Source organism: Sphingomonas abaci, assembly GCF_014199625.1.
Classification (GTDB): Bacteria; Pseudomonadota; Alphaproteobacteria; order Sphingomonadales; family Sphingomonadaceae; genus Sphingomonas; species Sphingomonas abaci.
Genome location: NZ_JACHNY010000006.1, coordinates 217,452 through 243,480 on the forward strand (window position 1 = coordinate 217,452; position 26,029 = coordinate 243,480).

Here is a 26,029-nt window from a genome sequence, read left to right on the forward strand (position 1 = left end):
ATCGCCGGCGGGCATGACCCGTTGCCCGGCGTAATTCAAGCCGTCAGGGCCTCGGCACCGGCCGCTTGTCGGGGATGATCCGCGCCGGGATGCCGACCGCGGTCGCCCCCGCCGGCACGTCCTGCATCACCACCGCGTTGGCGCCGATCCGCGCATAGTCGCCGATATGGATGCCACCGAGCAGCTTGGCGCCCGCGCCGATGTCGACATGCGCCCCCAGGGTCGGCGAGCCATTGACCATCCGCGCGAGCGTCACCTGTTGCAGGATCAGGCAGTTGGGCCCGATCGTCGAGGCCGGATGGATCACGATCCCGTTGGGATGCGGGATCATCAACCCACCGCCAATCGGCGAGTTGATCGGGATTTCCGCCCCCGTCACCGCCGACCAGAAGCGATGGCGCAGCACCGCCCAGCGCCGGAGGACCGCCGCGATCGGTCCGCCGCGCGCCCGGTGCCGCTGATAGTCGCGGATCGTCTTCAGCAGCGACCGGTCGGGCGACCACTGGCCGCGGGCGCGATGCTCGCGCGACCAGTCCGGCGCGATGACGCCGTCGGTTACCACCAGCGCTCCGGCCGCGCCGTGAAGCCCGCACGCTCCTCGATCGCCAGCCCGGCGTTGAGCACGGACTGCTCGTCCAGCGCCTTGCCGATGATCTGGAGGCCCAGCGGCAGCCCGGCCGCGTCCAGCCCGCCCGGTACGCTCATCGCCGGCAGTCCGGCGAGCGACGAGGGCACGGTGAACACGTCGTTGAGATACATGGCGATCGGATCGGCCGACTTCTCGCCCAGCGCGAAGGCGGCCGAGGGCGCGGTCGGCGCGAGCAGCAGGTCGCATTGCTCCCAGGCGCGCTCGAAGTCGCGCGCGATCAGCGCCCGCACCTTCTGCGCCTGGGTGTAATAGGCGTCGTAGAAGCCGGCCGACAGCACATAGGTGCCGATCATGATGCGGCGCTTGACCTCCGGTCCGAAGCCGGCGGCGCGGGTCGCGGCATACATCTGCTGAAGGTTGGCGCCGTCCGGCAGGTCGCGCAGGCCGTAGCGGACGCCGTCATAGCGGGCGAGGTTGGACGACGCCTCGGCCGGCGCGATGATGTAATAGGCGGGCAGCGCATATTGGGTGTGCGGCAGCGAGACCTCGACGATCTCCGCGCCCGCATCGCGCAGCCAGGCGATGCCCTGCTGCCACAGGGCCTCGATCTCGGCGGGCATGCCGTCGACGCGATACTCCTTCGGGATGCCGACGCGCTTGCCGCGCAGGTCGCCCGACAGGCCCGCTTCCCATGCCGGCACGTCGAGCTGGAGCGAGGTCGAGTCCTTGGCGTCGAAGCCGGCCATCGCCTCCAGCATGATCGCGCAGTCGCGCACCGTGCGCGCCATTGGCCCGGCCTGGTCGAGCGACGAGGCGAAGGCGATCGTGCCCCAGCGCGAGCAGCGGCCATAGGTCGGCTTGATGCCCGAGATGCCGGTGAAGGCGGCCGGCTGGCGGATCGAGCCGCCGGTGTCGGTGCCGGTCGCGCCCGGGCACAGCCGCGCCGCGACCGCCGAGGACGAGCCGCCCGACGATCCGCCGGGAGCGAGCGCCGCATTGCCGCCGTCGCGCCGCCGCCAGGGCGAGATGACGTTGCCGAAATAGCTGGTCTCGTTCGACGAGCCCATGGCGAACTGGTCGAGGTTGAGCTTGCCCAGCATCCCCGCGCCGGCATTCCAGAGATTCTGCGACACGGTCGACTCATAGGTCGGCGTGAAGTCCTCCAGGATGTGGCTGGCGGCGGTGGTCCGCACGCCCGCGGTGCAGAACAGGTCCTTCATGCCGATCGGCACGCCGGCCATCGGCTTCAGCGTCTCGCCGGCGGCCCGCGCCGCGTCGGCGGCGTCCGCGGCGGCGAGCGCATGATCGGGCGTCGCTACCAGAAAAGCGTTGAGCGCGCTCGCCTCGGCGACGCGGGCGTTGAACGCCTCGGCCACTTCGCGCGCCGTAAAGGCGCCGTCGCGCACGCCGTCGCGGATGGCGGCGATCGTCAGGTCGGCTAGTTCGGTCATTATTCGATCACCTTGGGAACCGCGAAGAAGCCGTGCTCGGCCTGCGGCGCGTTCGTCATCAACTGGTCGCGGATGCCGCCATCGGTCACCACATCGTCGCGCAGGCGCAGGTGATTGGGGATGACCGCGGTCATCGGCTCGACGCCGGCGGTGTCGACCTCGCCTAGCTGTTCGATCCAGTGCAGGATATTGTCGAGCTCGGGCGCGATGCGCGCCGCCTCGTCGTCGGTGATCGCGAGCCGGGCGAGGCTGGCGATCTTCTTCACGGTGTTGGTGTCCACGGCCATGGGCAGCCCGCTACCACTCGCGCTCCGCCCGGTGCAAGCGCTTGCGTACGGTACGCCTTGCGCGCACCGTGCCGTCCTGTAGCAGAGGCCTTCCTTGAAGGGGGACGAGGAGACCCTTTTGGCGCGCAAGTTCCTGTACATCTTCGCCGCACTCATCGTGCTGGTGATCGCGGCGGCGCTCGCCTACCGGCTGTTCGGCACCGACCTGATGCGAATGGCGCTGACGCCGGGCGAGTCCTTCCGCCGCCAAGCCTCGGTCCAGGCCAGCGCCTATGACGATCCGGCGATGTGGCTCGCCCGCCCGGAGCTGGCCGGCAATCCCGCGCTCTGGAGGCCGCAGGGCTACGCCCCGCGCGCGGTGGACGCCACGGGGCGCAAGGCGGCGATCTTCTTCATCCATCCCACCTCCTATGTCAGCCGCGACCATTGGAACGCGCCGCTCGACGACGCGGAGACCAACGACCGGAGTGCGTTGTTCCTGCGGGGACAGGCCAGCGCCTTCAACGCGGTCGGCGAGGTCTGGGCGCCGCGCTATCGCCAGGCGACGTTCGGCGCGTTCCTGACCAGCGTCGCCGATTCGGAACAGGCACTGCACCTCGCGTACGGCGACGTCTCCGCCGCCTTCGACAGCTTCCTGCGCCAGATCGGGCCGCGGACGCCGATCATCCTGGCGGGACACAGCCAGGGCGCGCTGCACCTGACCCGGCTGCTGCGCGACCGCGTCGCCACCGACCCGGCCCTGCGCCGCCGGATCGTCGCCGCCTATGTCGTCGGCTGGCCAGTGTCGCGGACCACCGATCTGCCGCGCCTAGGCCTGCCCGAATGCGCGACCGCCGACCAGGCCGGTTGCCTGTTGTCGTGGCAGAGCTTCGCCGCGCCGGCCGATCCGTCGCTGGTGATCGACACCTATGACAAGACGACCGGGTTCAACGGCCAGCCGCGCAAGGACACGCCGATGGTCTGCACCAATCCGCTCACCGGCACGCCCGACGCCACCGCCCCGGCCAGCGCCAATCTCGGCACGCTCTACCCCGCCGCCGATCTCGCCACCGCGACCATCGCGCCGGGCCGGGTGCCGGCGGCCTGTGGTCCGCGCGGCTTGCTGATGATCGGCGCCCCGCCCGAGGTCGGCCCCTATGTGCTGCCCGGCAACAACTATCACGTCTACGACTACAGCCTGTTCTGGGCCAATGTCCGCGCCGATGCGGCGCGTCGCCTGCAAGGATATCGCCGATGACCCTCGTCACCACCGACGCCGCCGCCTTCCGCGCCGCGCTGCCGGCGGGCGGCCGGCTGATCGGGCTGGACGTCGGCACCAAGACGATCGGCACCGCGCTGTGCGACGCCGGCTGGTCCTTCGCCAGCCCCGCGACGCTGATCCGCCGCACCAAGTTCACCGCCGACAAGGCCGCGCTGGTCGCCCTGATCGGCCCGCAATCGGTGCGCGGGCTGGTGATCGGCCTGCCGCTCAACCTGGACGGCACGGAGAGCCCGCGCAGCCAGTCGACCCGCGCCTTCGCCCGCAACGTCGCTGATCTCGGCCCCGTGCTGCTCTGGGACGAGCGCTGGTCGACGGTCGCGGTCGAACGCGCGATGATCGAACAGGATATCAGCCGCGCCAAGCGCGCCGAGCGGATCGACAATCACGCCGCCGCCCATATCCTGCAAGGAGCGATCGATGCGCTGACCATGACCAAGGAATGACAGCCCGGTGACAGCGATGTTGCAAGTTGTTCACGACCGTTACACCAGCATTTAACCTATCCCGGATTAGGATATCTCGCTATACGAGATGCGGGACATTTTCCGGCGCCACCTGTGGCCGCATGGAGGATGTGGGGAGTAGGTAGGAAATGCTGACCGAGCTTGAGCGCATCGATGATCGGCGGGCCATTGAGGACATGCTGTCCCCGCGCAGCTTCGTCGCGAACGGTGCGACGCCGCTTTCGTCACCAGCCACGCCAGCGACCGGCCGGTCGGCCTGGCAATTGCCCAGCTTCTATGTCGGAGCGGTGCTGATGGTGCTGATCCTGGCCGCGACATGGCTTGTCCGGCTGGCGATGGCGCTCCGTGGAACCAGGCCCAGCCGATTCAGCGCGTGATCGTCCGCGCCGGGTCCAAGCCGGCATAGGCGGCGAACAGCGTTTCGAAATGATCCGCCATCGAGCGGGTCCGGCCGGGATCGCGCGGGGCCTGCGGCGACTCCGCGAACTGGCGCAGCGTCATGCTCAGGCTGCGCGCGCTGGCGGACTTGTACGTCCACCCTTCATTGGCGCGGGCGCAGTCCGCCGCGCCGCCCAGGTCGGGGGCGATCACCGTCAGGCCCGACGCCACCGCTTCCGCCGCGACGAAGCAGAAGGTCTCCGCCTCGCAGCCATGGACCAGCGCGTCGGCGCTCGCCATCAGCGTCGCCAGTTGTGGCCGGTCGCGGATCGGCGCGACCAGCCGGATATGCGGATTGCCGCCGACCGCGCGGATCACCGAGCGCCGGTCATGTCCGTCGCCGACGATCACCAGCCCCATCGGGCGGCTGGCCGCGGCGGCGGTGACGGCGCGCGCGACCATACCCCAGCGCTTCTCCGGCGAATGCCGCCCCACCCCGAGCAGCAGAAGCGCGTCGGCCCCCAGCCCGCATTCGGCGAGCAACCGCGCACGCAAGGCCGGATCGCGCCGGGCGGGAGAGAAATGCCCCGGCTCGATCCCCATCGGATTGGTCGTCACCTTGCCCAGGCCGCCCTCGATCAGCCGGCGGGATAGGCTGTCGCTGGCGCTGACCACCAGGTCGAAGCGTGCGTCGAGCCGGCGGAGGTGGCGCCAATACCAGTCGAAGCCGCGATCGATCGCCGCCCGGTCGGCGATGCCGCCGAACCAGCGATAGGCATAGGCGGACAGCGGATCGGCATGGGCGACCAGCACGCGCCGCGCCTCTCCCGCCCAGTCGGCGACCATCGAGGCGCTGCGCCAGGGCGACGACACCTCGACCACGGCCGGCGCTTCCTCGTCCAGCGCGCGGTGGAGCGCCGCGCGGTCGGAGAAATAGCGATAGGCGCGGTCCAGCGGGAAGAGCGGCGCGCGCATCCAGCGGATGCGGCCCCCGCCCTCGCGCATCTCGACGCGGTCCTCGTCGCCCGGCGCGATCACCACCAGGTCGTGCCCCATCGCGGCCGCCGCGATCAGCTTCTGGTCGACATAGGTGCGCACGCCGCCGCCCTTGGGCGCGTAGAAGGCGCAGACATCGACGATCTTCATGCCGCCTTCCGGCCCTTCCCCCTACCCACCCCATGATCGAGGTCGGCATAGCGCACGACCTGGCGCACCTCGGCGAGCGCGCGGACGGTGCGGGCGATGCTGGCGACGATGGAGGTCTTGGTCATGTCGCCCGGATGCACCGCCAGCCGCACCACCGGCACCATGCGCCGCGCGGTCCGCGCCACGCCCGCGACCGCCAGCGAACTGGCGGTGCGCGCGGTGCTGCGGCTGGCCCAGGTGATGACCGGCCCGCGCGCCACCGTCTCGCCGCCTTGCGGCCGCCATACGCGCCAGTGATCCTCCGCCAGCGCGAAGCCGGTCGCCGCCAGCGCCTGGTGCGCGCCTTCGCCGTACAGCCAGGCCGGGGCGATGAAGCCCGCCACCGGCCGGCCGATCGCCTGTTCGACGATGTCGCGGCCGTCGCGCAGCCGACGCTCCGCCTCGGCCGCGCTCAGCCCCAGGAACTCGCCCTCGCCGGCCGTCATGTGCCGCGCCTTGAACGCGGCGGCGGCGCCGTCGTGCCGGCTGTCGTCGCGGTGCAGCCAGCCGTGCAGGAACATCTCGATCCCCTCATCGGCCCAGCCGCGCAGCCGCCGCGCAAAGGCGGCATCGCCCGCGATCGGCGCACGGCCCCAGTGGTTGGGCACCACCAGCATCGCGAAGCGCGGACCACCGAGCAGGACGCGCAACCGGGCCGCCAGCGCCTCCACCGGCGCGGTGAAGGCGGGCGAGACGTCGTGGATCGACACCAGCAGACGACGATCCGCCGCGGGGGGGATCAGCGCGGCGGGGCGGAAGGGAAGCGAAGGCAAGGGCATGTCACTGGCGATGACGGCGCCGCCAGCCGGCTTCCGCACCGGGCGGGAAAAAAATCCGGCGCCGGCCCTGCGGGTCGAGCGGCGCGGCGTCGTCCTGTCGTCGTGACCCAGCCCGAAACCCCGCCCGCGCGCTCGCGCCGACCGGTCCGCTAGAGCCCGTCCATGCCCGAGTCCGCCCTGTTCGCCCCCGCCCCCGTGGAGCTGCGCCCGCTGATCGAGCGTGGCAGCGGCCTGCGTCGCTGGATCGCGCCCGTCCTGTCGCTCGCGATTCTGGCGGCGGCCTTGTGGCAACTCCGCCATCTCGATCTGGCCGGCGTCCTGCACGACCTGCCCGCCTCGCCCGCCTTCTGGCTGGTCTTCGCCGCCGGCTACATGGCGCTGCCGATCGGCGAGTGGCTGATCTATCGCCGCCTGTGGCAATTGCCGGTGACCGGCCTCGGCGCGCTGCTGCGCAAGCGGATCGCCAACGAGATCGTGCTCGGCTATTCCGGCGAGGTCTATTTCTATGGCTGGGCGCGTCGCCATGCCCGGCTCGCCGCCGCGCCGTTCGGCGTCATCAAGGACGTGACGATCCTGTCGGCGACCGTCGCCAACGGCATCACCGTCGCGCTGATGCTCGCCTGCTGGCCGCTGCTGTCGGCGCTCAACCTGGGCCTGACCGAATGGGTGGTGGCGCTGGCGACCGCGATCATCGCCCTGCCCTCGCTGGTCGCGCTCCTGATGGGACGGCGTCTCTTCTCCTGCACCTCGCGTGAGTTGTGGGGGATCGCCGGCGTGCATTTCGGCCGCATTGCCGTCGTCATCCTGCTCACCGCGCTGCTGTGGCGGCTGGCGATGCCGGGGGTGCCGATCCTGTGGTGGCTGGTGCTGGCGACGCTCCGCATGCTGGTCTCGCGCCTGCCGCTGCTGCCCAATCGCGACATCGTGTTCGCCGGGCTGGTCGCCTTCATGATCGGCGACGCGCCGTCGATGACCGCGATGCTGGTGATGGTCGCCGGACTGACGCTCGCCACCCATATCTTCCTGGGCGCTGCACTGGGCGTCGCCGACCTGGTCCGCTCGGAGAATCGCGCATGATCGCCGCGCTGCTGCTCGCCGCCGCCGAGCCCGCCCTCCGTTCCAGCCCGGAACTGGGCGTCGCCGCCGCCCGCTGTCGGCCCGATGAGAGCGGCCCGGCGCTGATCGTCGACGTGACCGGGCTGAAGGTGCGAAGGGGTCGGGTCCGCGCCGAACTCTATCCGGCGCGCGACGGCGATTTCCTGGGCGACGACAATGTGCTGGTCGCCGCTGGCAAGACCTTCCGCCGCGCCAGCGTCGACGTGCCCGCCAGTGGTCCGGTTCGGATCTGCCTGCGCGTGCCCGGCCCCGGCACCTATTCGCTGGCGGTGATCCACAATGTCGATGGCGGTCACAAGTTCAGCCTGTCGCGCGACGGTGCCGGGTTCGGCGGCAACCCGAAGATCGGCCTGTCCAAACCCTCCGCCCAGGCCGCCAGCGTGACGGTCGGTGCCGGCCCGACCGAGATGCGCGTGGTGATGAACTATCGCCGCGGCCTGTTCAGCTTCGGTCCCGTCGCCGCGCCGTGATCAGGCGCCAGCCCGCTTGCCCTCGATCAGCGTGCGGGCGGTGCGGTAGCAATCGTCGATATGCGCGTTGCCGGCCAGCTTCATCGCGCCGAAGCTGATCGTCGCTGCCACCGCCTGACCCAGGAACGGCACGAAGCGGGCCGCCGACCCCGCCGCGATCCGCACCCCCATCCGCCGCAGGATCGCGATCACCAGCTTGCGCGTCACCACCCGGCCGATCGCGTTGTTGCCCAGGCTGGTCGCCATCACCAGCACTTGCTGCGCCATGTTCGGGTCCATCTTCTCGACCTGCGCGTGGTCGAGCTGGAACTTGGCGCTGATCGCCGGCAGCAAATTGGTCAGCAGGCCGACATCGGCGACCAGGTCGGCGCCCGGGATCGGCACCACCGCCGCCCCCGCGGACAGCAGCGAACGCTGCGTCACCATCTTGCGGCATTCGTCGCGCACCCGGTCCAGCTCTGCCAGCGTAGCAATCATATCAGCTCCTTCCCATGGAACCGTCCGCTCGTCGGGACGGGTCAGTCCAGCGTCAATACCACCTTGCCGCGCGGGTGCGCGTGGCGGGCGCAGTCATAAGCGGCGGCGAAATCCTCCATCGCGAAGCACTTGGCGACCTCGACCCGGATCGTGCCGTTCGCCAGCAGGTCCGCCACTTCGCCGAGCTGCGCCGCATTGGGCGTGGCGTGATAGCGCGGCGCGATCCGCACGCCGCGCGCGGCCGCCTCGCTCTCCAGCGGCTCCAGGGTCGAGACCAGGAGGCCGCCCGGCTTGAGGCAGTCGAACGAACGCCGCTGCACCGCGCCGCCCTGCGTATCGAACACCAGGTCGCAGTCCGTCGCGATCGTCTCGAACCGTTCGGCGGCATAGTCGATCACCGTGTCCGCCCCGATCGAGCGTACGAAGTCGCGATCCTGGGCGGAGGCGGTGGCGAAGACGGTCGCTCCCTTCCACCGGGCCATCTGCACCGCCAGATGGCCGACGCCGCCGGCCCCGCCATGGATCAGCACGCGCTGTCCGGCCGCCAGTCCGCCATGATCGAACAATCCCTGCCACGCCGTCATCGAAGCCAGCCCCGCGCCCGCCGCCTGGGCGAAGTCGAGACCGGCCGGCATCGCGACCAGCTCCACCGCCTTGACCACGACATAGGCGCTCTGGCCGCCGCGCTCCTGGCCGATAAAGGCGAAAACCCGGTCGCCGTGGCTGAGCATGTAATGCGCGCGCGTGCCGACCGCCTCGATCGTCCCGGCCACGTCGCGGCCCAGCACCAGCGGCAAGCGGTCTGCGCCGACCGGAGGATAGTCCCCCTGTGCGATCTTCCAGTCGACCGGATTGATGCTGGCGGCGCGCACGCGGACCAGCACCTCGTCATCGACCGGTTGCGGGATCGGGACCTGGGCCCGCTCGATCACCTCGGCGGGATCGCCGAAGCGGGTGATCTGAATCGCGCTTGCTGTCTCGGTCATCACCGGTCCTCGAACAAAGGTCGAGGCACAAACCCGCAGGAAGCCATCCGGCTCCCGCGACCCTCACGAACCGTGCGGGACGATCAGTGCTGGGCGATCTGGTCCGCCGGCCGATCCTCGCCCGCCGGCAAGCGCACGGTGAGCCGCCCCGGCAGGATATCCAGCGCGCCGCCCAGCTCGACGGCAAGGTTGCGCACCAGCCGCAGCGTAAAGCCCGCCCCCAGCAACGGCACGCCCGGCTCGTCCTCGCCGACGCGGCCGTCCAGCGTGAACAGCGCATCGCCGGTCAGGTCGGCCAGCGCATCAGGCCGGTCGGCGACGATCTGGACCCGAGCGCCGTCGCTCTCAACGCTGACGCCGATCCGTTCGCCGGGCCGCGCCGCCGACAGCAGTGCCGCCAACATCCGGGCCAGCAGTCGCTCAACCGCCCGGTCGTCGGCGGACACCGACCCCTCGCCCACGATCACCAATGTCGCGCCGCGCTCGGCGGCGAGCGGCGTCAGGTCGCGCACCACCCGCTCCAGCAGCGGACGGATCGGCACGATCGTCGCTCGCAGGTCGAGCGCGCAGCCATCGATCCGGGCAGCGGTGTCGAGATCGTCGATCGCCGACAACAGCCCCGCCGCCTGCGAGCGGATCGCCGCCGCGCGGGCGCGATAGACGTCGGGCACCGGGCCCAGCAACTGTGACTCGATCAGCTCGGCGAAGCCCGCAACCGCATTGGCGGGGGTGCGCAGTTCATGCACCAGCTGACGCAGTTGGTCCGACGCGCTCGACCGCGCGGCCGTCTCGTGCCGATAAGGCAGGCGCGCGACGCCGCGATAGCCGGTGAAGCGACCGCTGGCGGGATCGAACATCGGCACGCCGGTGACGCGCCAGGAGCCGGCCGCGTCGGACAGGCCGTCGACCTCCAATCGCCCCTCGGTGAAGCGCGAGCGGCCCCGCACCGCCGCCGCGACCGAGGCATCGACCTGCGCACAACCCTGGCGGCTGGCATGGGCCAGCGTCACGCCCACCAGCGCCGCACGCGATACGCCATCGACCCAGCGGATCAGGCCGTTGGCATCGGTTTCGAAACGGAAGCCCGGCTCCGCCCGCTCCGCCGCCTCGACCAGAAGCTCGGGTCCGGCCGGCAGCGGTTCGGCGGGGTCCTCGTCGCGCTGGCGCTGGAAGGCATCGATCCGCGCGACTAGGTCGGCGATCTCGAACCGCGGCACCACGCCATCCGATGCCGCCGATGCCACGGCCGGTTCCGGTTCCGGCTCGGCCACCGTCGGCGCGACCGCGACGGCGGGGGCCGGTGTGTCGACCATCGGACGTTGCGGCTCGGCGGCGGCGGCCGGATCGGCCGCCTCGACCGCGACGACCGGCCGCGCATCGGTGATGACGAAATCCACCGCGCCGAAGCTTTCCAGCCCGCGCTCGACTTCGGCCGGCAGATCGCGGCGCTGGCGCAGCACCGCGCGGCAGGCGGGCGTCAGGCGACCGAGCAGGTCGAGCCAGGCATCCACCGGCAGCGTCACCATGCGCAGCACCGGCGCGGCGACCGCCAGATCATCCTGCGCGAAGAACTCGACCAGGGCCGCATCGGGCCGCGCGAAGGCGAGCGCCCGCGCGCTGGCGGAGCGCACCGCGACCGGCACGATCGCGCGCAGCCTGGCCAATCGCTCCAGCGTCGTGTCGTTGGTCGGCGCACGGCCGCGCCCCATCAGGTCGACAAGCTGCCGCCACGCCGTCTGGGCACCCATGCCGGGCGCCATGTCAGCCGATAGAACGGTGGTCAGGCTGTCATCGAACCGCACTGGGAATCAGTCTCCGCGCGCACCGCCGAATGGCGCACATCGCCCCATAGCCGGTCGGGCGGTAGGGAGAAACCATCAATTCCGCACCGTTACATTGTGGGACAATTGCGTTTGTCGGCAATTATATTATGTGACGGCGCAGCCGGTTGGCCAAAATGAAAAGTGAAAAGGTTCCGCGTAATGACTTTCGACCGGATCGATCGGCAGATTCTGGGTCTGCTGCAGGCCGATGGACGGATGACGAATGTCGATCTCGCCGAACGCGTCGGACTGACCGCCCCGCCCTGCCTGCGCCGTGTTCGTGCGCTGGAGGAAGCCGGCGCGATCCGCGGCTATCATGCCGAACTGGACGCGGGCAAGCTGGGCTATCCCATCACCGTCTTCGCGATGGTCAGCCTGCGCAGCCAGGCCGAGCACGATCTCAACGCCTTCGAGGAGCATGTCGCCCGCATACCGGAGGTGCGCGAGGTGCACATGTTGAACGGCGAGATCGACTTCATCCTGAAGATTGTCGCCACCGACCTGAAGAGCTTCCAGGAAATTTTGACCACGCATCTGACGCCCGCCCCCAATGTTGCGAGCGTCAAGACCTCGCTGACGATCCGGACCGCCAAGTCGCAGACCGGCGTGCCCGTGGGGGATTGAAGCGAGGCCGCGCGACAGTTCGCCTAGCCCGTAAAACGCCTTCCGCCGCGCCTCACCCCGTGATCGGCAGCTTCACCCGGCCGTCCGCGTCCCGCTCGAGCGCGCCATAGGCGACCACCGTCTCCAGCAGCAGCGGGCCATAGAGGTGCGGGAAGAGCTGGCCGCCCCGGCTCTCCTCCCATTTCAGCGAATCGCCGAAGCTGCCAAGGTCGACGGCCGCGACGTGCAGGTCGGATTGCCCGGCGAAATGCTTGTCCACCGTCTCGGTCAGCTGGTCGGCGGTCGACAGATGGACATAGCCGTCGGCCAGATCGACCGGTGCCCCCTGGAAGCAGCCGTCGCGCTCCAGCGTCGCCATCTGCTCGGCCGTCAGCACCTTATAGGCGGTCAGGGGGCGCTCGGTCATCATTCGTCTCCGCTCTCGTCGACCTGCTCGTCCATCGTCTGCGGACCGGTGCCGTCATCGACGGTGAGCGTGTCGGCGGCATCAACGGGCGGGGCCGCGCCAAGCTCCGTCGCGACCAGCGCCTCGGCCTCGTTCTCCGGCGCGTCCTCCTCGTCGATTCGTGCGGCGGAGACGACATGCTCGCCCCTGGCCACGTCGAACAGGCGCACGCCCGCCGACCCGCGCCCGATCACGCGCAGGCTTTCCAGCGGCATCCGGATCAGCTTGGCCTGGTCGGTGACCAGCATCAGCTGGTCCGCCTTGCTCGCCGGGAAGCTCGCGACGACCGGCCCGTTGCGGCCGATATTGTCGATATTGGTGATGCCCTGGCCGCCGCGTCCGGTGCGGCGATACTCATAGGCGCTCGACAGCTTGCCATAGCCGTTGGCGCAGATCGTCAGGATGAACTGCTCGCGCTCGCGCAGATACGCATAGCGGATATCGTCCATACGGCGCGGCTGGCGATCGGCATCCTCGCCCTTCCACGGCGCGTGACGCAGATAGTCGTCACGCTCGTCCTGATCGTTGACGCCGACCTTGTGCAGGATCGACAGCGAGATCACCTCGTCGCCATCGGCCAGCCGCATGCCGCGCACCCCGGTCGAGTTGCGGCTCTGGAACTCGCGCACCTCCTCGCCGGCGAAGCGGATCGCCTTGCCCTGTCGGGTGGCGAGCAGCACGTCGTCGCCCTCCTCCAGCAGCTTGACGCCGATCAGCCGATCATCGGCATCCTCGCCCTCGAACTTCATCGCGATCTTGCCGTTGGTCGGCACGTTGGTGAAGGCGTCCATCGCGTTGCGGCGGACATTGCCACGCGCGGTCGCGAACATGACGTGCAGGTCGCCCCAGCGCAGTTCGTCCTCCGGCAGGGGCAGCACGGTCGAGATCGTCTCGCCCGGCGCCAGCGGCAGCAAATTGACCATCGGTCGCCCGCGCGTCGCCGGCCCCCCCTCCGGCAGGCGCCAGACCTTCATGCGATAGACCTTGCCGGCGGTGGAGAAGAACAAGACCGGCGTGTGCGTGCTGGTCACGAACAGGCTGGTGATCGCGTCCTCGTCCTTGGTCGCCATGCCGGCGCGACCCTTGCCGCCGCGCTTCTGCGCACGGAAGGCGTCGAGCGGCGTGCGCTTGATGTAGCCCTCGACCGTTACGGTTACGACCATGTCCTCGCGCTCGATCAGGTCCTCGTCGTCGATCCCGTCGGCGGCGGCGGCGATTTCGGTGCGGCGCGGCGTCGCGAACTGGTCGCGGATGGCGCGCAGCTCGCCGCGCATCACCTCATAGAGCTTGGCGCGGTTGGCCAGGATCTCGAGCAACTCCGCGATCGAATCCGCCAGCGCCTTCAGCTCGTCGCCGATCTCATCGCGGCCAAGGGCGGTCAGGCGATGCAGGCGCAGGTCGAGGATCGCGCGCACCTGCGCATCGGACAGACGATAGGTATCGCCCACCACCTCGGTCTCGACCGCTTCGACCAGCCGCAGATAGGGCGCGATCTCGGCCACCGGCCATTCGCGCGCGAGCAGCGCGGCGCGGGCGGCGGCGGGGCTGGCGGAGCCACGGATGATCCGCACCACCTCGTCCAGGTTGGTGACCGCGATCACCAGGCCGAGCAACAGATGCGCCCGTTCGCGCGCCTTGTTCAGCTCGAACTTGGAGCGGCGGGTGATAACCTGCTCGCGGAACTGGATGAACGCCTGGATGATGTCGCGCAGGTTGAGCAGTTCGGGCCGGCCGCCGCGGATCGCCAGCATGTTCGCCGGGAACGAGCCTTGCGCGGGCGTGTGCCGCCAGAGCTGGTTCAGCACCACCTCGGCCGTCGCGTCCCGCTTCAGGTCGATGACGATGCGGACGCCCTCGCGGTTCGACTCGTCGCGGATGTCGCTGATCCCCTCGATCCGCTTTTCCTTGGCGGCATCGGCGATCTTCTCGACCAGCGCGTTCTTGCCCTGCTGGTACGGGATCTCGGTCAGCACGATCGACTGGCGGTCGCCGCGATGGTTCTCGATCGTGTGGCGCGATCGGACAATGATCGATCCACGCCCGGTGCTGTAGGCGGACCTGGCACCGGCCCGGCCCAGGATGATCGCGCCGGTCGGGAAGTCGGGACCGGGGACGATCTCGGTCAGTTCCTCGGACGTGATCGCGCCATTGTCCAGATAGGCGAAACAGGCGTCGATCACTTCGCCCAGGTTGTGCGGCGGGATGTTGGTCGCCATGCCGACCGCGATGCCGCCCGCACCGTTGACCAGCAGGTTCGGGAACTGCGCCGGCAGCACCGAGGGCTCACGCTCCGACCCGTCATAGTTCGGCGTGAAGTCGACCGTGTCCTTGTCCAGCCCGTCGAGCAGCGAATTGGCGACCTTGGCCAACCGCGCCTCGGTATAGCGCATCGCGGCCGGCGGATCGGGGTCCATCGAGCCGAAATTGCCCTGACCATCGATCAGCGGCACGCGCATCGACCAGTCCTGGGCCATGCGGGCCAAGGCGTCGTAGATCGCGCTGTCGCCATGCGGGTGGTATTTACCCATCACGTCGCCGACGATGCGGGCGGACTTGCGATAGGGCCGGCCGGCGACGAAGCCGCTTTCATAGGCCGAATAGAGGATGCGGCGATGCACCGGCTTCAACCCGTCGCGCACGTCGGGCAGCGCGCGGGCGACGATCACGCTCATCGCATAGTCGAGATAGCTCGACTTCATCTCATCGACGATGGAGATCGTCGAAATGTCGGAGGGTTCGGCGAGGCTGGTCTCGTCGGCCAAGGTCTCTGTCTTCCAGGTGGTTTCGGGAGTGTCACACTCCTGTAGGACGTCCGGCCGCCATTGTCACGCGCACGCGCGCACGCGAGGGACCAGGGTCGGCACCGCCGCCGGAAGCGAGCGACGGCGCCGACGAATGCGCTTACTTCTTGCAGGCGGCCTTGGTGGCGTTGCCCGCCTTGGAGCAGTCATAGGTCACGGTCTTGCCGGTGCTGGTCTTGGTGGTGACCATCCGGGGCGCGGCACCGCGACGCGTGGTGGTGGTGCGCGTCGTCTTGACCATATGGGTGGCGGTGGTCGCCTTGGTGGCGGAGGGCTGCCCGGCCATCTGCGGCGCGGCGATGGCGGCGGTGGCCGACAGCAGCGATCCGGCGGCGAGCAACGCGAAGGGGAGCGACTTTGTCATGGACAGCATCCTCGATACGGGGCGACGTCGGAAGCGCCGCCATCCATGATCGATCTGCGCCCACCGGCCTGTACGACATGTCGCGAAGGGATGAAATTTCCTTCATCCCCAGCAGCTTCAGCCGATCAGGGCTGGATCTCCGCGCCGTCCCAGGCGAACAGCCTGCCGCTGTCGGTCACCTTCAGCCCGTCGATCACGTCGAGCAACTGCACCGCCGCGCGGTCCGGCGCGAAGAGCTGGTCCGCCGCCACCCCGGTCTGGAACGGCGCGGACAAGGCGGTGCGCACCGTGCCGGGGTGCAGGCCGACCACGATCGTGCGATCGTTGCGCCGCCGCTCCTCGATCGCCAGCGTGCGCACCAGCTGGTTCGCCGCCGCCTTGGCCATCCGGTATCCGTACCAGCCGCCCAGTCGATTGTCGGAGATGCTGCCGATCCGCGCCGACAGGATCGCGAACACCGCACGGCCGCTTTTCGGCATCCGTGGCAGGAAGTGCTTGGCGACCAGCGCCGGCAGGATCGCGTTCACCGCATATTGGCGCGCCAGCCAGCCTGCATCGAGCACGGCCATGCTCTTTTCCGGCATCTGTCCGTCCTCATGGAGGAGACCGGTGGCGACGACCACCAGGGTCGGCGGCGCGACCAGGCTGGCGGCGGCGGCGGCGATGCTCGACTCGTCGTCCAGGTCGAGCCGGTCGGCCCCCGCGAAGCGCCGCGCGAAGCCGCGCACCGGCACGTCCTCCTCGCGCAAGGCCGCGACCAGCGCCGCGCCGATCCCGCCCGACGCGCCGATGACGACCGCGCTCATCGCGCGAACCGCCACTGGGTGTCGGTGCTTTCCGCCGCATCGAAGCGATAGCCGTCGGTGTCGAAGCCCTTCAAGCCGTCGGTGTCGGCGATCTGATGCTCGACCAGCCAGCGCGCCATCATCCCGCGCGCCTTCTTGGCATGGAAGCTGACGAAGCGGCCGCCGTCGCGGAAATCGACGCCGATCACGCGGATCGAGGCGGGCAGCCGCCCCTCGACCGCCGCCCAATATTCCTGGCTGGCGAGGTTCAGGATCGTGCCCGACCCCTCCTGCCCGATATCGGCGAGCAGCCGATCGGCGATGCGGCCCTGCCACCAATCGGTCAGCTTCTCGCCGCGCGGGGCCCAGCGCGTGCCCATTTCCAGCCGATAGGGCCGCATCGCATCAAGCGGGCGGAGCAGACCATAGAGGCCCGACAGGATGCGAAGGTGATCCTGCGCGAAGGCGACTGCCGGCACCTCCAGCGTCTTGGCATCCAGCCCGGTATAGACGTCGCCGGCGAAGGCGAACAGCGCGGGACGCTCCGGCGCATCGGCGAAGTCGCGGAACCGCGCCGCGTTCAGCTTGGCGAGCGCAGGCGAGATGCGCATCAGTTCGGACAGCCGCTTCTGCGACAGGCGCGCGGCGGCGCGGGCCAGGGCACCCGCCTCATCCTCGAAACGTGGCCGCGTCGGGGTCAGGATCGGCAGCGGGCTGTCATAGTCGAGCGTCTTGGCGGGCGAGATCACGGCAATCATCCGCTCGCCCTAGGCCCGCGCCGATCGTCATTCAATCGCGGTTCAGCCCGGTGCCGGCATGGAACCAAGCTGTTGCGCCTCGCTTGATGGCGCGCGTCCGCCCCTATAGACGGCCGTCATGGGCGTCGATGCCCAACAGGAGAGATCCATTGAAGACTTTCTCGAAGCTTGCGCTGGCCCTGGCGCTGACGACCGGTGTGTCGGGGCTGGCACTGACCCCGCCCGCGATCGCCAAGAAGAAGGAAGAGCCTGCCGGTCCCAAGCTGAGCCCGGACTTCCTGAAGGCGGCCAAGCCGGCGCAGGACGCGATCAAGGCCAAGGATTATGCAACGGCCGAGACCAACCTGGCCGCCGCCACCGCTGCCGCGAAGAACGACGACGAGAAGTATATCGTCGCCGCGCTGAACTACGACCTGGCCAATCAGAAGCTTGCCGACCAGCAGGCGGCTAATCCCAATGCGCCGCTCAACGAGACGTCGCTGGCGCCCGCCCTCGACGCGCTGATCGCCAACCCGGCGACCCCGGCCGCCGACCGCGGCAAGTACGCCTACCGCCGCGGCGCGCTGGCTTATAACGGCAAGCAGTGGCCGGTCGCGATCCAGTATTTCAACCAGGCCAAGCAGCTTGGTTATGCGCCGCCGGAGGTGAACCTCCAGATCGCGCAGGCCAAGGTGGCCAGCGGCGACGTCAATGGCGGCCTGTCCGACCTGGAAGCTCAGGTCGCAGCCGACACGGCGGCGGGCAAGCCGGTGTCGGAGGATTACTACCGCTACGGCATCGCGCGCGCCAATGCTGCGAAGCTGGGGCCGCAGACGGTGAACTGGATCGCCAAGTACGTCACCGCCTACCCCACGCCCAAGAACTGGCGTGACGCGATCGTGACGTACGGCATGGCCGGCAATTCGGTCGCCAAGCTGGACGAGGCGCAGAAGATCGACCTGTTCCGCCTGATGCGCGCGACCCGTTCGCTGGCCGACCAGACCGACTATCTGGAATATGCCGACGACGTCTCGCGCAAGGGCCTGCCGGCGGAAGCGGCGGCTGTGCTGAAGGAAGGCATGGCCGCCGGCAAAATCCCGGCCGGCAATGCGATGGCCAAGGCGCTGCTCGCCGACTCCACCACCAAGGCCAAGCAGGAAGGCTCGCTGGCGCCGATCGAGGCGAAGGCAAGTGCCGCCGCCAATGGCCGCCTGGCGGCGAGCACGGCCGAGGCCTATCTGGGGATGGACAATTTCCCCAAGGCGATCGCGCTCTATCGTCTCGCGCTGCAGAAGGGTGGCGTCGATGCGGGCGAGGTGAACACCCGCCTCGGCATCGCGCTGGCTCGGTCGGGCGACAAGGCTGGCGCCAAGGCCGCCTTCGCCGAGGTGAAGGGCGCACCGCGCTCCGGCATCGCGGCGCTGTGGACCGCCTATGTGGACGCGCCCGCAACCGCGGCGTGATCCCATGATGTTCGGGGACGGCCGGCCGGTCGTCCCCGGATTGCCCGGTCTCAGCGGTTACTAGGGCCGCAACGCGACATCGTCCGCGTCGCTCAGGTCCTCGTCTTCGTCGATCGAGCCATCGTCCAATTCTTCTTGAACGTCGTCTTCGGCGATGTCCGCCTCGTCCGGCTCCGCATCGGGATCCGCCTCGCCGACCTCTTCGGAATCCATGTCGAGATCGTCGATCGCCTCGTCCTCGGCATCGTCGTCGCCCAGATCCGGATCGATATCGGTCAGCACCAGGCCATCGGTGGGGCCGTCGCGCGTCGCCTCCAGGATCTCCGCGCGCTGGCTCTCGTCATAGCCTTCTTCGTCCCAGCCGTCGTCGCCGCTGCCCTGCCCCGGAATCTGATGTCCGCCCATCTCGCTCTCCATCATCAATGACGGTGGATCGAACGGTGCGGGCGGCGGACGGGTTCCGTCAGGCCCCGAACAGCCGGCCGCGTTCGGTCAGCGCGACGCAGGCGAGCGCGATCATGCCCGTCACCACGAAACCCGCCACCATCGGCGCGGTGGAGCCGTCGAACGCCTGGCCGATCACCGCCCCGATCAGCACCCCGCCGGTGATCATGATGAAGCCCTGCACGCTCGACGCGGTGCCGGCGATCGCGCCCATATTCTCCATCGCCATTGCCGAGAAGTTCGAATTGGCGAGACCGAAGCTCGCCATGGTCAGCGCCTGCAGCACCGCGAAGGTCAGGATCGCCTCATGGCCCAGCTCGACCAGCAGCAGGTGCAGGCCCGACAGCAAAATCAGCGCGACCGTCGCCGAATGGGCGATGCGCCGCGTGCCCAGCCGCATCACGATGCGCGCGTTGAGCAGGTTCGCGGCCGCCATCGTCGCCGCCGTCCCCGCGAACACCGCGGCCAGCAGCGAGGGGTGGTGGAACACGTCGAACATGATCTGCTGAACCGAATTCAGGTAGCCATAGAGGCTGCCGGTCAGCATCGTCGCCGCCAGCGTATAGCCGATCGAGGCCCGATCGGTCAGTGCCTGTGCCCAGCCCGACAGAATGCGGCGCGGATGGATCGGCAGGGTCGCCTCGGCCGTCAGCGTCTCGGGCAGGCGGAACGCGATCCAGGCGAGCAGCAGCGCGGCCGTGCCCGCGATCACCCAGAAGATCGTCCGCCAGCTGCCGAACAGCAGGACGAGCTGCCCGACCGTCGGCGCCAGGATGGGCACCACCATGAACACCATGAAGGCGATCGACATCACCCGCGCCATCGCCCGGCCATGGTAGCAGTCGCGCACCAGCGCCACGGTCGCGATGCGCGTCGCCGCCACCGTCGCGCCGCCCGCCAGCCGCGCCGCGATCAGCAGCGGATAGCTCGCCGACACCGCGGCCAGCGCATTGGCGACGATATAGGCGGCGATCGCCCAGAGCAGCACGCGCCGCCGACCATAGCGATCGACCAGCGGGCCGTGCACCAGATGCGCCACGCCGAACCCGCCCAGGAAGGCGGCCACCACGAACTGCCGGTCATTCTCGCTCGCCACGTGCAGCGCCTCGCCGATCGCCGGCAGCGCGGGCAGCATCGCGTCGGTGCCGAGCGCGCCAAGCGCCATGAGCGCGGCGACAAGCGCGACGAACTCGACGAAGCCGATCGGTGCGCCCGGCAGGGCGGGTGCGGGCTGGTCCTGTGCGGTCATGATCCCGGCCCCTAGCCGCTTCGGCGCGGGCGCGCCATTACCGGCCTTGCCCTTTCGCCGGCCCCGCCGAGGCGATATGTTGCCGGAATAGAAGAGGACATTTGCATGCTGGATACCCCCTCCACCGCCGGTCCGGCGGCGGTGCCGACGCTCAGCCTCGCCGATCAGGCGCGCGACCCGCAGGGCTTCGCGACCGCGTTCGGCGACTCGTTCAAGCGCTTCGGCTTCGCGATCGTCGCCGATCACGGCGTGCCGCAGCCGCTGATCGACCGTGCCTGGGCGGAGACCGAGGCGCTGTTCGCGCTGCCCGACGACGAGAAGCGCGACTATCACCAGCTGGGCGGCGGCGGCGCGCGCGGTTACACCCCGTTCAAGACCGAGATCGCCAAGGACGCGCGCCATGTCGACCTGAAGGAATTCTGGCATGTCGGCCGCGAACTGCCCGCTGGGCACCGCTATGCCGACGTCATGGCCCCCAATATCTGGCCGAGCCGACCCGAGGGGTTCCGCGACACGTTCGTCGAGCTGTTCGCCGCCTTCGATCAGGCCGGCGACCGACTGTTGTCGGCGATCGCGCGCTATCTGGGTCTGGCGCCCGACTGGTTCGACCCGGCGGTGAAGGACGGCAACAGCGTGTTGCGCCTGCTCCATTATCCTCCCATTCCAGCCGACGCGGAAGGGGTGCGGGCCGGTGCGCATGAGGATATCAACCTCATCACCCTGCTGCTCGGCGCCGAAGAGGCTGGACTGGAACTGCTCGACCGCGACACCGGCCGCTGGCTGGCGATCAAGCCGCCCGAGGGCGCGATGGTCGTCAATGTCGGTGACATGCTGCAACGGCTGACCAATCATGTCCTGCCTTCGACCACGCACCGCGTCGTCAATCCCCCGCCGGAGCGGCGCGGCCATTCGCGCTATTCCATGCCCTTCTTCCTCCATCCCGCGCCCGATTTTCTGATCGAGACGCTGCCGCAGACGATCACGGCGGCGAACCCGAACCGCTATCCGACTCCGATCACCGCGCATGACTATCTGTATGAGCGGCTGGTCGAGATCGGGCTGATCAAGAAGTGACCCGGTTCGTCGGTCGGGCGCGGCTCGCCGTGTTGCCGCTCCTGACCGGCGGCTGCGCAGCGATCGACCTGTCGCAGGTGCCGCGCAGCGACCATTTCAACGGGCAGCGCTTCGTCAATCCCGACGGGGTCCATGGCAAGGTCGGCGAGCGCAACCAAGGGCCGCTGGCGCTGCTCGAACATCTGCTGGAGCCGCCCTATCACAGCTGGCCCAAGGTCGTGCCGGTGACCCCTGCCGTGCCCGCGCGCCGCGTCGAGGGGCAGGCGATGCAGGTCACCTGGGTCGGCCATGCCAGCGTGCTGGTGCAGACCCAGGGCCTCAACATCCTGACCGACCCGGTCTGGGCCGAGCGCGCCTCGCCGGTGCGGTTCGCCGGGGTCAAGCGGGTCCGCGCGCCAGGCATCCGGTTGGCCGACCTGCCGCCTATCGACCTCATTCTGCTCAGCCACGATCATTTCGACCATCTCGACATCGGCACGCTGGGCCGGCTCTGGCGGCGCGACCGGCCGCTGATCGTGACCGGGCTCGGCAACGACCAGATCCTGCGGCGCTACGGCATCCGCTCGACCGCGCGCGACTGGGGCGGGCGGGTCGCGGTACGGCCGGGGATCGACGTGCTGCTCGACCGCGCCCATCATTGGAGCCAATATCGTCCCGGCGACCGCAACAAGACGCTGTGGACCGGCTTCACCGTGACGCTGCCCGGCGGCAATCTCTATTATGCCGGCGACACCGGTGAGGGCGACATGCGCTGGGCGGTCGAGGCGCGGGCGCACGGCCCCGTCCGGTTGGCGCTGCTGCCGATCGGTGCCTACCATTTCACCGGCGGCGCGACCGACAACCATATCGGCCCGGTTCAGGCGGTCACCGCCTTCCAGCAGCTCGGCGCCGCTTGGGCGTTGGGCGTGCATTGGGGCACGTTCGAGCTGACCTCCGAGGGAATCGACCAGCCCCGCGACGTGCTGCGCCAGACGCTCGCCGAGCGGCGGATCGGCGCCGATCGATTCCGGGCGACCGAGGCGGGGGCCATCTGGACGGTGGGTGACATGTCCGTCACCGATCGGGCCGCCATGGCACCAAATCGCAATCGGTTCGTTCCTGCACCGCAACAGCCTTCCGTTCCGAAGGCGCTATCAGGAGCGTGAGCATGAACACCACCACCTTCTCCGGTCAGGCCCAGGACCTCGGCGGCAACGTCAAGGAAGCGATCGGCACCGCCACCGGTGACCAGTCGCTGAAGAATGAAGGTTTGGCGGATCAGCTCGCCGGCAACGCCAAGCAGCTCGCGGGTTCGGCGAAGGACGCGATCGCCAATCCCGGCCCGCTCGTCGACAAGGCCAAGGGCTTCGCGCAGGCGCGCCCCTGGGCGACCGCAGCGCTGGCCGGCGTGGTCGGCCTGGCGGTGCTGAACACCCTGCGCGGCAAGTAAGCGGCTGTTGGCAAAGGCTTCGGCCGAGTCGATGCCTGGCGACGCCGGTCGGTTCCCACGGGAGCCGGCCGGCGTTGCCTATGTGCGGGGCGCGTGCTTCCGTCGCTCCCGATTTCGACAATGGATAGGCCGCCGCGCTGGTCGGTCGCCGCTCCATGATCCACCTCGGCGAAGGCAGCACCTATGAGAGGGGCGGCAGTCCACTTCCACTAGCCTTCACCCTGGCGGAGGCGGCGTTCAGTGACGAACCGGCCTTCCTCTCTGACCAGTCGCCTGCGCCGGGACGGTCAGCGGAAGGGCGAAAACCTCCCTTTCCGGTCATGAGCTCGAGACAAGCGTCCGCTCGGCGTCACGACCCCGCATGCACCCACGCCCTTAATCGAACCCCCGCTCCAGGAACCGCGTCGCCGTCGCGCAGTGCATCGCGACGCCGCGCGCCATCACCCGCTCGTCCAGCGTCATGCGCGTGTTGTGGAGCGGTGGGTTGGTCATGGGGTCGCTGCCCTCCGGCGCCGCGCCGATAAAGGCGAAGGCGCCCGGCACCGCGCGCAGCACATAGGAGAAATCCTCCGCGCCCATCATCGGCTTGGGCATGGTCTGCCAGCCGCCCTCGCCAAACAGACCGGTCGCCACGGCCTCTTGCAGCGCGCTTGCGCGCGGGTCGTTGGCGGTGACCGGATAGCCGGCGTCGATCCACGCCTCGGCGGTGCAGCCATGCGCGGCGGCGATGTGCTCGACGATCCGCTTGAACGCAGCCTGGCATTGCATTCGCGTCGCCTCCGACAAGGTGCGCAGCGTTCCGAGCAAGGTCGCCTCGCCCGGCACGACGTTATGCGCGGTGCCCGCCTGGATCTTGGTGATCGACAGCACCGCCGGGTCGGTGACCGCCACCTGCCGCGCGACATAGACCTGGAGCGCAGTGACGATCTCGCAGGCCACGGGGATCGGATCGAGACCTTCATGCGGCATGGCGGCATGGCCGCCGCGACCGATGATCCGCGCATGGAGCGTATCCGCCGAGGCCATGATCGTCCCCGGCCGCCCGACCACAAGGCCGGAGGGCGCGTTGGGCGAGATGTGAAGCGCGAAAGCGGCATCGGGCGCGGGATCGACGAGCAGCCCGTCCTCGATCATGAAGCGCGCGCCGTGATAGCCCTCCTCGCCCGGCTGGAACATGAAGACGACCGTGCCGGCAAGCGCATCGCGCCGCGCCGACAACGCCTTGGCCGCGCCGACCAGCATTGCGGTGTGCGTGTCGTGGCCGCAGGCATGCATCCGCCCGTCGATCGTGCTGGCGAAGGGCAGCCCGGTCTCCTCGGTCATTGGCAGCGCGTCCATGTCGCCGCGGAGCAGCACGGTGCGCGCGTTACTGCCCGGCCCCGTGCCCGCCGCCCCGCCACGCAGGATCGCGACGAACCCGGTGGTCGAACTGCCCTCGCGAATTTCCAGCGGCAGGCCGGCGAGCGCCGCCTTGATCTTGGCGCTGGTCAACGGGCAGTGGAGGCCGATTTCCGGTTCGGCATGGATGGCGCGGCGCAGCGCGACGACCTCGTCGAACACCGCCTCCGCCGCCGCGTCCCAGCTTAGGCTGTCTCCGTCCAACATCTTCGCCTCCATGCTTATCCGCGGAACAATCCGCCCAATACACCGCGTGCGATCTGTCCGATCAAGCCGCCCGAATCACTTTTCCGGCCGCCCCGGGTGCCGAACACCTGTCGGCCGATCTCGTTCGCCACCTGCCGGCCGATCGAGGACGAAGCGGAGCGCATCGCCGAATTGGCTGCCTTGGCCCAGGGGGAAGCCGCCGACTCCCGCTCCGCCGCGCGCCGCGCCTGCACCGCCTCGCGCGCGGCGCGCGCGGCATCGCGTTGGCGCACGGCGTCCGCCTTGGCCTCCTCCCCTTGCGCCTTGGCGGCGGCGGCGGAGGCGGCGGCTTCCTCGGTCTTGGCCGCCAGCATCTCCTCGGCGGATTCGCGATCGACCGCCACATCATAGCGGTCGCCGATCGCATCGGTTCCGATCAACACCTTGCGCTCATCGGGCGTCACCGGCCCGACCCGGCTGGAGGGCGGACGGATCAGCGTGCGCTCGACCGGAGAGGGCGAGCCGTCCGCCTGGAGCAGCGACACCAGCGCCTCGCCGACCTTCAGCTCGGTGATCGCGTTCGCCACGTCGACGCCCGGATTGGCGCGAAAGGTGGTGGCCGCCGCGCGCACCGCCGCCTGATCGCGCGGGGTGAAGGCGCGCAGGGCATGCTGCACGCGGTTGCCGAGCTGGCCTGCGACGCTGTCGGGAATGTCGATCGGATTCTGGGTGATGAAATAGAGGCCGACGCCCTTGGAGCGGATCAGCCGCACCACCTGCTCGATCTTGTCGAGCAGCGCCTTGGGCGCATCGTCGAACAGCAGGTGCGCCTCGTCGAAGAAGAAGGCGAGCACCGGCTTGTCGGGGTCGCCCACCTCCGGCAACTGCTCGAACAGCTCGCTCATCAGCCATAGCAGAAAGGTGGAGTAGAGTTTCGGACTGGCCATCAGCCTGTCTGCCGCCAGGATGTTGACCACACCCTGCCCCCGATCGTCCAAGGCGATCAGGTCGGTCAGCGCCAGCGCCGGCTCGCCGAAGAAATGCTCCGCCCCCTGGCTGCGCAACTGGAGCAACGCGCGCTGGATCGCGCCGATCGACTGTTTGCTGACATTGCCGTAGCGGGTCGACAGTTCCGCCGCCCGTTCGGCGCAATGCGCCAGCATCGCCTGGAGGTCGTCCAGGTCGAGCAGCAGCAGCCCCTCCTCGTCGGCGACATGGAAGGCGATGGTCATCACCCCCTCCTGCACGTCGTTCAGGTCCATCAGCCGCGACAGCAGCAGCGGCCCCATCTCGCTGACGGTGGTGCGGACCGGATGGCCCTGTTGCCCGAACAGATCCCAGAACTGCACCGGCATGGCGCGATAGGCCCAATCGGTGAAGCCGATCTCCGCCGCCCGCGCCGCGAACGCCTCATGCGTCCGGGCGGTGGCGGACCCGGCCATGGCAAGGCCGGATAAGTCGCCCTTCACATCCGCGACGAAGCACGGCACGCCCGCCGCCGAGAAGCCCTCGACGATGCCTTGAAGGGTCACGGTCTTGCCGGTGCCGGTCGCGCCCGCGATCAGCCCGTGGCGATTGGCACGCTTCAAGTCGAGCCGCTGCGACTGGCCGCCGCCCAGGCCGATGAAGATGCCGTCCGTCATGCCTGTCTTCCTGTCACGGGCGTTGGTGGGAGGTGATCCTAGAACGTCCGCCGGACAAGTTGAAGCATCACAAACACCAAACGGGGCCGCCGTCCCGATCGGACGACGGCCCCGCCATGGT

27 protein-coding genes are annotated in these 26,029 nt (G+C 69.4%); 10 read left to right on the forward strand and 17 right to left on the reverse strand.

The genetic code is table 11. The annotated features are described in order from the left end of the window. Positions 1-43: 43 nt before the first annotated feature. Genes GGQ96_RS21790 through gatC form a run of 3 tightly spaced genes read right to left on the reverse strand, consistent with a single transcriptional unit; the run spans position 44 to position 2,327 of the window. Positions 44-562 carry a serine O-acetyltransferase gene (locus GGQ96_RS21790; protein WP_246360618.1) on the reverse strand — a complete coding sequence of 173 codons (519 nt, stop codon included), beginning with the start codon at positions 560-562 and terminating at the stop codon, positions 44-46. Beyond that, a complete protein-coding gene (gene gatA / locus GGQ96_RS14920) occupies positions 556-2,040 on the reverse strand; it encodes an Asp-tRNA(Asn)/Glu-tRNA(Gln) amidotransferase subunit GatA (RefSeq protein ID WP_184116149.1) in 1,485 nt (494 codons plus the stop codon). Before gatA ends, GGQ96_RS21790 begins: the two co-directional genes overlap by 7 nt. Beyond that, the gene (gatC, locus tag GGQ96_RS14925) at positions 2,040-2,327 is read right to left on the reverse strand and encodes an Asp-tRNA(Asn)/Glu-tRNA(Gln) amidotransferase subunit GatC (protein WP_184116150.1); all 288 of its coding nucleotides are present in this window, start codon (positions 2,325-2,327) and stop codon (positions 2,040-2,042) included. The genes gatA and gatC overlap by 1 nt, the downstream gene beginning before the upstream one ends. A 118-nt stretch (positions 2,328-2,445) precedes the next feature. Between gatC and GGQ96_RS14930 the strand changes: the two genes are divergently transcribed. From GGQ96_RS14930 to GGQ96_RS14940, 3 genes are all read left to right on the forward strand, one after another. Beyond that, complete coding sequence (locus GGQ96_RS14930; protein ID WP_184116151.1) at positions 2,446-3,564, forward strand: DUF3089 domain-containing protein; 1,119 nt, start codon at positions 2,446-2,448, stop codon at positions 3,562-3,564. Beyond that, positions 3,561-4,031 (forward strand): Holliday junction resolvase RuvX, encoded by a 471-nt coding sequence (ruvX, locus tag GGQ96_RS14935; RefSeq protein WP_184116152.1) that lies wholly within the window; start codon positions 3,561-3,563, stop codon positions 4,029-4,031. Before GGQ96_RS14930 ends, ruvX begins: the two co-directional genes overlap by 4 nt. 149 nt (positions 4,032-4,180) lie before the next feature. Then, a complete protein-coding gene (locus GGQ96_RS14940; protein ID WP_184116153.1) occupies positions 4,181-4,429 on the forward strand; it encodes a hypothetical protein in 249 nt (82 codons plus the stop codon). Here the strand turns inward: GGQ96_RS14940 and GGQ96_RS14945 are convergent. Then, positions 4,419-5,576, reverse strand: coding sequence for a glycosyltransferase (locus GGQ96_RS14945; protein WP_184116154.1), 1,158 nt, complete (start codon positions 5,574-5,576; stop codon positions 4,419-4,421). The genes GGQ96_RS14940 and GGQ96_RS14945 overlap by 11 nt on opposite strands. Then, complete coding sequence (locus GGQ96_RS14950; RefSeq protein ID WP_246360620.1) at positions 5,573-6,388, reverse strand: DUF2334 domain-containing protein; 816 nt, start codon at positions 6,386-6,388, stop codon at positions 5,573-5,575. Before GGQ96_RS14950 ends, GGQ96_RS14945 begins: the two co-directional genes overlap by 4 nt. A 168-nt stretch (positions 6,389-6,556) precedes the next feature. Between GGQ96_RS14950 and GGQ96_RS14955 the strand changes: the two genes are divergently transcribed. Together GGQ96_RS14955 and GGQ96_RS14960 are read left to right on the forward strand one after the other, a co-directional pair. Further along, positions 6,557-7,471: a hypothetical protein gene (locus GGQ96_RS14955; RefSeq protein WP_184116157.1), complete on the forward strand. Its 915-nt coding sequence runs from the start codon at positions 6,557-6,559 to the stop codon at positions 7,469-7,471. Next, on the forward strand, positions 7,468-7,980 hold the full coding sequence (locus GGQ96_RS14960; protein WP_184116159.1) for a DUF2141 domain-containing protein: 513 nt from the start codon (positions 7,468-7,470) through the stop codon (positions 7,978-7,980). The genes GGQ96_RS14955 and GGQ96_RS14960 overlap by 4 nt, the downstream gene beginning before the upstream one ends. Here the strand turns inward: GGQ96_RS14960 and GGQ96_RS14965 are convergent, their stop codons facing one another. The 3 genes from GGQ96_RS14965 to GGQ96_RS14975 form a co-directional block, all read right to left on the reverse strand. Continuing rightward, on the reverse strand, positions 7,981-8,457 hold the full coding sequence (locus GGQ96_RS14965) for a hypothetical protein (protein WP_184116161.1): 477 nt from the start codon (positions 8,455-8,457) through the stop codon (positions 7,981-7,983). A 41-nt stretch (positions 8,458-8,498) separates the two neighbouring features. Then, positions 8,499-9,443, reverse strand: coding sequence for an NADP-dependent oxidoreductase (locus GGQ96_RS14970; RefSeq protein ID WP_184116162.1), 945 nt, complete (start codon positions 9,441-9,443; stop codon positions 8,499-8,501). Positions 9,444-9,526: 83 nt separating this feature from the next. Beyond that, positions 9,527-11,191 carry a sensor histidine kinase gene (locus GGQ96_RS14975; RefSeq protein ID WP_184116164.1) on the reverse strand — a complete coding sequence of 555 codons (1,665 nt, stop codon included), beginning with the start codon at positions 11,189-11,191 and terminating at the stop codon, positions 9,527-9,529. Positions 11,192-11,425: 234 nt separating this feature from the next. Between GGQ96_RS14975 and GGQ96_RS14980 the strand changes: the two genes are divergently transcribed. Further along, complete coding sequence (locus tag GGQ96_RS14980; RefSeq protein ID WP_184116166.1) at positions 11,426-11,890, forward strand: Lrp/AsnC family transcriptional regulator; 465 nt, start codon at positions 11,426-11,428, stop codon at positions 11,888-11,890. Positions 11,891-11,942: 52 nt separating this feature from the next. Here GGQ96_RS14980 and GGQ96_RS14985 read toward each other — a convergent pair whose 3' ends face one another. The 5 genes from GGQ96_RS14985 to yaaA form a co-directional block, all read right to left on the reverse strand. Next, positions 11,943-12,296 (reverse strand): DUF952 domain-containing protein, encoded by a 354-nt coding sequence (locus GGQ96_RS14985; RefSeq protein WP_184116168.1) that lies wholly within the window; start codon positions 12,294-12,296, stop codon positions 11,943-11,945. Beyond that, a complete protein-coding gene (gene gyrA, locus GGQ96_RS14990; RefSeq protein ID WP_184116171.1) occupies positions 12,296-15,097 on the reverse strand; it encodes a DNA gyrase subunit A in 2,802 nt (933 codons plus the stop codon). Before gyrA ends, GGQ96_RS14985 begins: the two co-directional genes overlap by 1 nt. Before the next feature lie 139 nt (positions 15,098-15,236). Beyond that, entirely contained in the window at positions 15,237-15,500 is a 264-nt protein-coding gene (locus tag GGQ96_RS14995) for a hypothetical protein (protein WP_184116173.1), read from the reverse strand. Positions 15,501-15,625: 125 nt separating this feature from the next. Further along, on the reverse strand, positions 15,626-16,306 hold the full coding sequence (locus tag GGQ96_RS15000) for an SDR family oxidoreductase (protein WP_184116175.1): 681 nt from the start codon (positions 16,304-16,306) through the stop codon (positions 15,626-15,628). Next, a complete protein-coding gene (gene yaaA, locus GGQ96_RS15005; protein WP_184116177.1) occupies positions 16,303-17,043 on the reverse strand; it encodes a peroxide stress protein YaaA in 741 nt (246 codons plus the stop codon). Before yaaA ends, GGQ96_RS15000 begins: the two co-directional genes overlap by 4 nt. Positions 17,044-17,192: 149 nt before the next feature. Between yaaA and GGQ96_RS15010 the strand changes: the two genes are divergently transcribed. Next, positions 17,193-18,485 (forward strand): hypothetical protein, encoded by a 1,293-nt coding sequence (locus GGQ96_RS15010; protein WP_184116179.1) that lies wholly within the window; start codon positions 17,193-17,195, stop codon positions 18,483-18,485. A gap of 60 nt (positions 18,486-18,545) precedes the next feature. Here the strand turns inward: GGQ96_RS15010 and GGQ96_RS15015 are convergent, their stop codons facing one another. Both GGQ96_RS15015 and GGQ96_RS15020 read right to left on the reverse strand, forming a co-directional pair. Next, entirely contained in the window at positions 18,546-18,890 is a 345-nt protein-coding gene (locus tag GGQ96_RS15015) for a DNA primase (RefSeq protein ID WP_184116181.1), read from the reverse strand. 58 nt (positions 18,891-18,948) lie between these two features. Further along, positions 18,949-20,178, reverse strand: coding sequence for a multidrug effflux MFS transporter (locus tag GGQ96_RS15020; protein ID WP_184116183.1), 1,230 nt, complete (start codon positions 20,176-20,178; stop codon positions 18,949-18,951). Positions 20,179-20,283: 105 nt separating this feature from the next. Between GGQ96_RS15020 and GGQ96_RS15025 the strand changes: the two genes are divergently transcribed. From GGQ96_RS15025 to GGQ96_RS15035, 3 genes are read left to right on the forward strand one after another with little or no spacing between them, the layout of a single operon-like run. Beyond that, positions 20,284-21,252, forward strand: a complete 969-nt coding sequence (locus tag GGQ96_RS15025; RefSeq protein WP_184116185.1) for an isopenicillin N synthase family dioxygenase — start codon at positions 20,284-20,286, stop codon at positions 21,250-21,252. Further along, positions 21,249-22,397 carry an MBL fold metallo-hydrolase gene (locus GGQ96_RS15030; RefSeq protein WP_343059079.1) on the forward strand — a complete coding sequence of 383 codons (1,149 nt, stop codon included), beginning with the start codon at positions 21,249-21,251 and terminating at the stop codon, positions 22,395-22,397. The genes GGQ96_RS15025 and GGQ96_RS15030 overlap by 4 nt, the downstream gene beginning before the upstream one ends. A 2-nt stretch (positions 22,398-22,399) precedes the next feature. Next, positions 22,400-22,681, forward strand: coding sequence for a CsbD family protein (locus GGQ96_RS15035; protein ID WP_184116187.1), 282 nt, complete (start codon positions 22,400-22,402; stop codon positions 22,679-22,681). Positions 22,682-23,056: 375 nt separating this feature from the next. On the opposite strand, the gene GGQ96_RS15040 is transcribed toward GGQ96_RS15035, so the two are convergent. Both GGQ96_RS15040 and GGQ96_RS15045 read right to left on the reverse strand, forming a co-directional pair. Further along, positions 23,057-24,286: a M20 metallopeptidase family protein gene (locus tag GGQ96_RS15040; protein WP_184116189.1), complete on the reverse strand. Its 1,230-nt coding sequence runs from the start codon at positions 24,284-24,286 to the stop codon at positions 23,057-23,059. 14 nt (positions 24,287-24,300) lie between these two features. Continuing rightward, positions 24,301-25,908: a helicase HerA-like domain-containing protein gene (locus GGQ96_RS15045; RefSeq protein ID WP_184116191.1), complete on the reverse strand. Its 1,608-nt coding sequence runs from the start codon at positions 25,906-25,908 to the stop codon at positions 24,301-24,303. Between the last annotated feature and the right edge of the window lie 121 nt (positions 25,909-26,029).

What these genes read in the sequence shown, in the direction of transcription:
- gatA (WP_184116149.1), bottom strand. Translation starts at nt 2,040, where the DNA reads ATGACCGAACTAGCCGACCTGACGATCGCCGCCATCCGCGACGGCGTG.
- gatC (WP_184116150.1), bottom strand. Translation starts at nt 2,327, where the DNA reads ATGGCCGTGGACACCAACACCGTGAAGAAGATCGCCAGCCTCGCCCGG.
- ruvX (WP_184116152.1), top strand. Translation starts at nt 3,561, where the DNA reads ATGACCCTCGTCACCACCGACGCCGCCGCCTTCCGCGCCGCGCTGCCG.
- GGQ96_RS14940 (WP_184116153.1), top strand. Translation starts at nt 4,181, where the DNA reads ATGCTGACCGAGCTTGAGCGCATCGATGATCGGCGGGCCATTGAGGAC.
- GGQ96_RS14945 (WP_184116154.1), bottom strand. Translation starts at nt 5,576, where the DNA reads ATGAAGATCGTCGATGTCTGCGCCTTCTACGCGCCCAAGGGCGGCGGC.
- GGQ96_RS14955 (WP_184116157.1), top strand. Translation starts at nt 6,557, where the DNA reads ATGCCCGAGTCCGCCCTGTTCGCCCCCGCCCCCGTGGAGCTGCGCCCG.
- GGQ96_RS14960 (WP_184116159.1), top strand. Translation starts at nt 7,468, where the DNA reads ATGATCGCCGCGCTGCTGCTCGCCGCCGCCGAGCCCGCCCTCCGTTCC.
- GGQ96_RS14965 (WP_184116161.1), bottom strand. Translation starts at nt 8,457, where the DNA reads ATGATTGCTACGCTGGCAGAGCTGGACCGGGTGCGCGACGAATGCCGC.
- GGQ96_RS14970 (WP_184116162.1), bottom strand. Translation starts at nt 9,443, where the DNA reads ATGACCGAGACAGCAAGCGCGATTCAGATCACCCGCTTCGGCGATCCC.
- GGQ96_RS14975 (WP_184116164.1), bottom strand. Translation starts at nt 11,191, where the DNA reads ATGGGTGCCCAGACGGCGTGGCGGCAGCTTGTCGACCTGATGGGGCGC.
- GGQ96_RS14980 (WP_184116166.1), top strand. Translation starts at nt 11,426, where the DNA reads ATGACTTTCGACCGGATCGATCGGCAGATTCTGGGTCTGCTGCAGGCC.
- GGQ96_RS14985 (WP_184116168.1), bottom strand. Translation starts at nt 12,296, where the DNA reads ATGACCGAGCGCCCCCTGACCGCCTATAAGGTGCTGACGGCCGAGCAG.
- GGQ96_RS14995 (WP_184116173.1), bottom strand. Translation starts at nt 15,500, where the DNA reads ATGACAAAGTCGCTCCCCTTCGCGTTGCTCGCCGCCGGATCGCTGCTG.
- GGQ96_RS15000 (WP_184116175.1), bottom strand. Translation starts at nt 16,306, where the DNA reads ATGAGCGCGGTCGTCATCGGCGCGTCGGGCGGGATCGGCGCGGCGCTG.
- yaaA (WP_184116177.1), bottom strand. Translation starts at nt 17,043, where the DNA reads ATGATTGCCGTGATCTCGCCCGCCAAGACGCTCGACTATGACAGCCCG.
- GGQ96_RS15015 (WP_184116181.1), bottom strand. Translation starts at nt 18,890, where the DNA reads ATGGGCGGACATCAGATTCCGGGGCAGGGCAGCGGCGACGACGGCTGG.
- GGQ96_RS15020 (WP_184116183.1), bottom strand. Translation starts at nt 20,178, where the DNA reads ATGACCGCACAGGACCAGCCCGCACCCGCCCTGCCGGGCGCACCGATC.
- GGQ96_RS15025 (WP_184116185.1), top strand. Translation starts at nt 20,284, where the DNA reads ATGCTGGATACCCCCTCCACCGCCGGTCCGGCGGCGGTGCCGACGCTC.
- GGQ96_RS15035 (WP_184116187.1), top strand. Translation starts at nt 22,400, where the DNA reads ATGAACACCACCACCTTCTCCGGTCAGGCCCAGGACCTCGGCGGCAAC.
- GGQ96_RS15040 (WP_184116189.1), bottom strand. Translation starts at nt 24,286, where the DNA reads ATGTTGGACGGAGACAGCCTAAGCTGGGACGCGGCGGCGGAGGCGGTG.
- GGQ96_RS15045 (WP_184116191.1), bottom strand. Translation starts at nt 25,908, where the DNA reads ATGACGGACGGCATCTTCATCGGCCTGGGCGGCGGCCAGTCGCAGCGG.